This window comes from Methylobacterium sp. E-041, assembly GCF_022829665.1.
Lineage (GTDB): Bacteria > Pseudomonadota > Alphaproteobacteria > Rhizobiales > Beijerinckiaceae > Methylobacterium.
Window position 1 is genome coordinate 1 of record NZ_JAKSYQ010000216.1, and the last position, 4,748, is coordinate 4,748.

Consider the following 4,748-nt stretch of genomic DNA (forward strand, 5'->3'; position numbering starts at 1 on the left):
CGCGAACGGATTATTGGGCGCAAACACTGTGCTCTCGTCCAGGACGAAAGCAGCGATCGCATCGCGATCAGCGATATGCAGCGCGGTCCGGATCGATGCACCGAGCTGACGCTGAGAAATAGGCACGCGATGTTGTCCTCACCCACAGCATGATATGCAGCCGCTCGTTGGGTCGAATGTGCATGCCGCGTCTTGTTACAAGACCCAAACTGACCGGCCCACTAGTTTTCCACAACCGGAACAAGGCGTGAACAGAAACGCTTCATTAACTCTGTGGCTGACGTGCTGTAGCATCCTTCCTCCTGACGATCCGCCTGCTGATCAAACAGCAAACAGACCGTGACTCAGTCAGACTGTGCTGGTTTCAGCGCAAGACCGGTAAGCTCAAGCTTCTTCAGGGTCGTTGCCAACTTCAGGGTCGTTGCCAGCTTCCTCCGGTGCTGACTTGCGGCGAAGCTGACCCAAACCGAGGCTCTTGGCGAGTTCCGAGCGCTTTGCCGAGTAGCTCGTGGTTACCATCGGGTAGTCGGCAGGCAGGCCCCACTTGGCGCGGTAGGCCTCCGGTGTCAGGCCGCGTAGGGTAAGATGACGCCGCATCGTCTTGTAGCCCTTGCCGTCCTCGAAGCTGATGATCGCATCTGGGGTGATCGACTTGCGGATCTGAGCGGGCGTCAGCTTCTCAGGTTCGGACGCGGCCGTCGGCTCCTCACCGCCGAGGCGGCTCAAGGAAGCATGGACGCTGGCAATCAAGTTCGGCAGCTCGCCAGCTTGAACGTGATTGTTCGAGACATAGGCTGAGACGATATCAGCTGCCATCGCCAAAACGTTGCTGCTTGTATCTGCTACTGCTTCGTCTAGCATGAAATATACTTCCATATAAACGAATGATTTGAATCATCCTAGTTAGATTTTGGTAGAACAACAAGTTGAATATGGGCCGATAAGGCGCTGATACGGACCCTACTGCAAAACAGGGGTTTGTTTAGGATCACGCATTAGGTCGCGGACTCATAAAGTCCTGAGCCAGACGCGGACGGCTGCGAGCTTGACGCTGGCCAGGAAGTTTTCCGGGTCCTTGTCGTACCGTGTTGCGACCGCACGGAAGTGCTTGATCTTGCTGAAGAACCGCTCGACCAGATTGCGGTACTTGTACAGGAAGGCACTGAAGGCCGGCACGTTCTTGCGGTTGGGCATCGGCTTCACGTTCGCCCAGGCCCCCTGCTCGGCCAAGCGCTCGCACCGCGCGTCGCTGTCGTAGGCCCGATCCCCCAGGAGGGTCTGCCCAGGTCCCAGATCGCCGAGCATGTCGTCGGCGGCCCGACCGTCATGCGCTTGGCCTTCGGTGATCTTGAGGGCGATGGGTCGGCCCTCGGCATCCACCAGAGCGTGGATCTTGCTCGTCAGGCCGCCGCGCGAGCGACCCATGCCACGGGATCGGTCGTCTTTTTTTTGGCGCAGCCCGCATGCTGATGCACCCGCACGCTGGTGGCATCGATCATCTGCAGGTCACCCTCGTAAGCCTCTGACACGGCTTTCAGAAGACGATCCCAGATCCCATGCTTGCGCCAGCGCCGAAAGCGGTTGCCGCACGTCGTGTGCGGACCATAGCGCGCCGGGATGTCGGCCCAGGGCGCGCCCGTGCGCAACCGCCAGAAAATGCCGTTCAGCACCCGCCGGTCGTCCACCCGATCCTTGCCGCGCACATCCGTCGGCAGAACCGGCTCGATCGCCGCCCACTCCGCATCCGTCAGGTCAAACCGCGCCATTCACAATCCTCCATGCTGGAGGATCAACGATCAGGGCGAGCGACCGTGCCAGCCGTATGAGTTCGCGACCTAGAGCGTTTTCGGGCTGCGCTGAATCGGGCAGGTGGGGTTCACGCGAAGCTGTTGGGCTGATTCACTGATCGCTCTTGAGAAGGAGCGAAGCATGGGCCGACCCTACAGCCAGGATTTGCGCGAGCGCGTGGTGCAGGCCGCGGCCGTGATCTCACGTCGCCAGGCGGCCGCGCGCTTTGGGGTCGGCATCGCGACCTCGATCCGCTGGATGGCCGCGCTCACGACGACCGGGGCGGTGGCGGCCTGTCCGCAAGGACGGGCGCGACGCTCCAAGCTCGATCCGCACGAGGCCTTCCTGTGTGCCCTGATCGCGGAGAAGACCGACATGACCCTGGGGGAGATGCGCGCCCGGCTTCGGGACGAACAGACTCTCACGGTCGGGGTCGGCACGCTGTGGAGCTTCCTCGACGCACGCGACCTCACGTACAAAAAAGACGGCCCATGCCACCAAGCAGGAGCGCCCGAACGTGAAGGCGGCGCGCGAGGCATGGTTCGAGGACCAGCCCGATCTCGACCCCGCCCGCCTCGTGTTCCTCGACGGGACCTGGACCTCCACCAACATGGCCCGCACCCGCGGGCGTTCACCGCGCGGTGAGCGGCTGCACTCCCCGTGCCGCATGGCCACTGGAAGACCACGACCTTCGTGGCGGGCCTGCGCCTGTCGGGCATCGCCGCGCCATTCGTGCTCGACGGGCCGATCAACCGCGACGCCTTCCAGATCTACGTCGATCAGGTCCTGGTGCCCGAACTCACCCCCGGCGACATCGTCGTCATGGACAACCTCGGCAGCCACAAGGGGCCGGGCGTGCGGAGGGTGATCGAGGCGGCGGGCTCACGGCTGCTGTTCCTCCCGCCCTACAGTCCCGACTTCAACCCGATCGAGATGGCCTTCTCGAAGCGGAAGGCAGGGCTGCGCAAAGCGGCCGAGCGAACCGTCGAAGGATTGTGATCCGCCATCGGTCGCCTCGACCCCGAGGTAGCCGCAGTCGTCGCGCGTGTCCTGCAGGATCCCGAGGCGGCCAAGGTCGTCGATCTCAGCCGCCGCTTCTGCCAGATCGTCCGGAGCCGCTGTAATTCGCCGGCATCGGGAAGATCGGAGGTCACGGCGTTCGATGAATGGCTGGGCGACGCCCAAAACTGTGGCGTCCGCATCGTAGAGAACTTCGCTGCCAGCATCAGTCAGGACGGAGACGCCGTGCGGTCCGCGCTGACACTTCCTTGGAGCAGTGGGTAAGCTGAAGGGCAGATCACGCGACTCAAGCTCTTGAAGCGCGCCATGTACGGCCGCGCCAACCTCGACCTCCTCCGCCGACGGTTCCTCCTCGCAGCCTGATCCACCAAACTTGGCGAAGAGCCACTTTTCAGGAGGCAGGCCAGGAGGACAAGGCGCTTAGGACGTTTCGCAAGCTACATTGCCAGTAGGGGACGGCGATGGCCGTGAAGGGTTGAAGGCCGCCACCGAATCCCGGGGGCCTTCGCTCATGCCTGGACGAACGGGCAACAGTTTAGGTCATTGCCATAAACCATAAACGCCAAGACATTTGTGATTTGTGGCACGCCGGGCATACTCTCTGTATGGGAACACACGCCCCAAAATGGCGGAAACACTGGCATCTTACGGGAAACCACGCTCCAAATTTGCGCGCCGGAATCATCATCGCCGGGGCGGCCGCCCCTAATGGCATCGGCGCGCCAGCGTTCGCTTTGCGAACGCACCAATTCCACCGCGTCTTACGCGGTGACAAAGTCTCTCAGGAGGGCGGTGTAGCGTTTTTAGCCCCTGCCAGCTCTCAGTCGGTTCTGCCACCTAAAACGCTTCCTGGCGCCGCTCTGACAGCCTAACCACCCACCATTCCGAAGAGAGAATTTTTGTTTGCCCGCAGGGCGGACCCAATCCAATGCAGCCGCCACTAGGCGGCTTCGTTTTTTGGGTAGGGAGTGGGTTTTGGTTTTGCCAAGAAGGGGCGGGCTTTGGGCCAGTACAGCGTTTTCCGGGTGTGCACCGGGTTTCCGCCGAGTTGTCCACGTCTCCGCAGCTTCAGGCTGGGAGACGGCTCCAAAAGTCTTTAAATAATCTATAAAAAAAGGTCTATACGAAAGTTCCTGTTGTGCAGCCGTTGGTTAATCTCTCTTTTTGGGGCGTGCTTTCCCAAATTCTGGGGCGTGGTTTCCGCTTTTTGGGACGTCACTTCCAGATTTTTGGGGCGTGCTCTCACTTATCCACAGTCCTCCCCCACGGGCGCCAGCGCCCGTTTTGGGGCGTTCTTTCCCGGCTTATCGCGATTGGCTTATCGCGATCGGCGCTTTGCCCCCGGGCTTTTAGGGGTGGCAGGGTGCGACTTGGCGTGCGTGAGCCGGCGAACAGAGCATTCCAGGCTGCAATTTGGGGCGTGTTTTCCGATGCCGTGTAAACAATCACAGTGACTTAGGCTGACAACCTGTCCTTCTGTAGTTCTAGCTCGAACTGGCTTGGCGCCGCGTGCGTATAGGTATAGCGGCGTGATTTGAAGCGCCCCGAGCCGGTGACCTCTTCGTTGAAAGCGGACAGGCCGCCGGCGCTGACCATGTCCTTAAAAGCTTCTCGGCACTCCTTCCGGAACTGGGCGCGGGTGGCGCTGGTCGCATCATCGCTCCAGAGGTCACGGCCGGACAGCTGCGCCAGTCGCCCTTCCTCGATGAAGGTATGTTCGGGCTGGCTGTCGATAAACGGCCAGAAAACCTTGGCGTGGTCGGATTTCAGGCGAAACTGCACGTCGGCGTTGATGCTGACTAGGTGTCGAAGCTATGAAGGTTGTTCACCCGGGGCGGGGGTGAGAGGCTGGGGTTGCGAAGCCAACCAACCCTGACCGAGCGCCCCGGATGAACACCCATCAGCATGCCCGCATGACGGTCCATGGTCGAGCTCTTCTG

The 4,748-nt window shown here is 61.3% G+C and carries 3 protein-coding genes and 1 pseudogene; 1 reads left to right on the forward strand and 3 read right to left on the reverse strand.

What is annotated here, in order from left to right:
• Positions 1 to 384: 384 nt before the first annotated feature.
• Together MKK70_RS20045 and MKK70_RS20050 are read right to left on the reverse strand one after the other, a co-directional pair.
• Positions 385 to 861 carry a MucR family transcriptional regulator gene (locus MKK70_RS20045; protein WP_243949484.1) on the reverse strand — a complete coding sequence of 159 codons (477 nt, stop codon included), beginning with the start codon at positions 859 to 861 and terminating at the stop codon, positions 385 to 387.
• A gap of 147 nt (positions 862 to 1,008) precedes the next feature.
• Positions 1,009 to 1,766, reverse strand: a protein-coding gene (locus MKK70_RS20050) for an IS5 family transposase (RefSeq protein WP_409568299.1) whose coding sequence is annotated in 2 segments (ribosomal slippage) — positions 1,009 to 1,454 and positions 1,454 to 1,766 — 759 coding nt in all. Because the reading frame shifts where the segments join, the coding sequence is not laid out codon by codon here.
• A 163-nt stretch (positions 1,767 to 1,929) separates the two neighbouring features.
• Between MKK70_RS20050 and MKK70_RS20055 the strand changes: the two are divergent.
• A pseudogene (locus MKK70_RS20055) lies at positions 1,930 to 2,784 on the forward strand (IS630 family transposase); the annotation flags it as partial.
• A gap of 1,479 nt (positions 2,785 to 4,263) precedes the next feature.
• On the opposite strand, the gene MKK70_RS20065 reads toward MKK70_RS20055, so the two are convergent.
• Positions 4,264 to 4,590: a hypothetical protein gene (locus MKK70_RS20065; protein ID WP_243949486.1), complete on the reverse strand. Its 327-nt coding sequence runs from the start codon at positions 4,588 to 4,590 to the stop codon at positions 4,264 to 4,266.
• Positions 4,591 to 4,748: the final 158 nt, after the last annotated feature.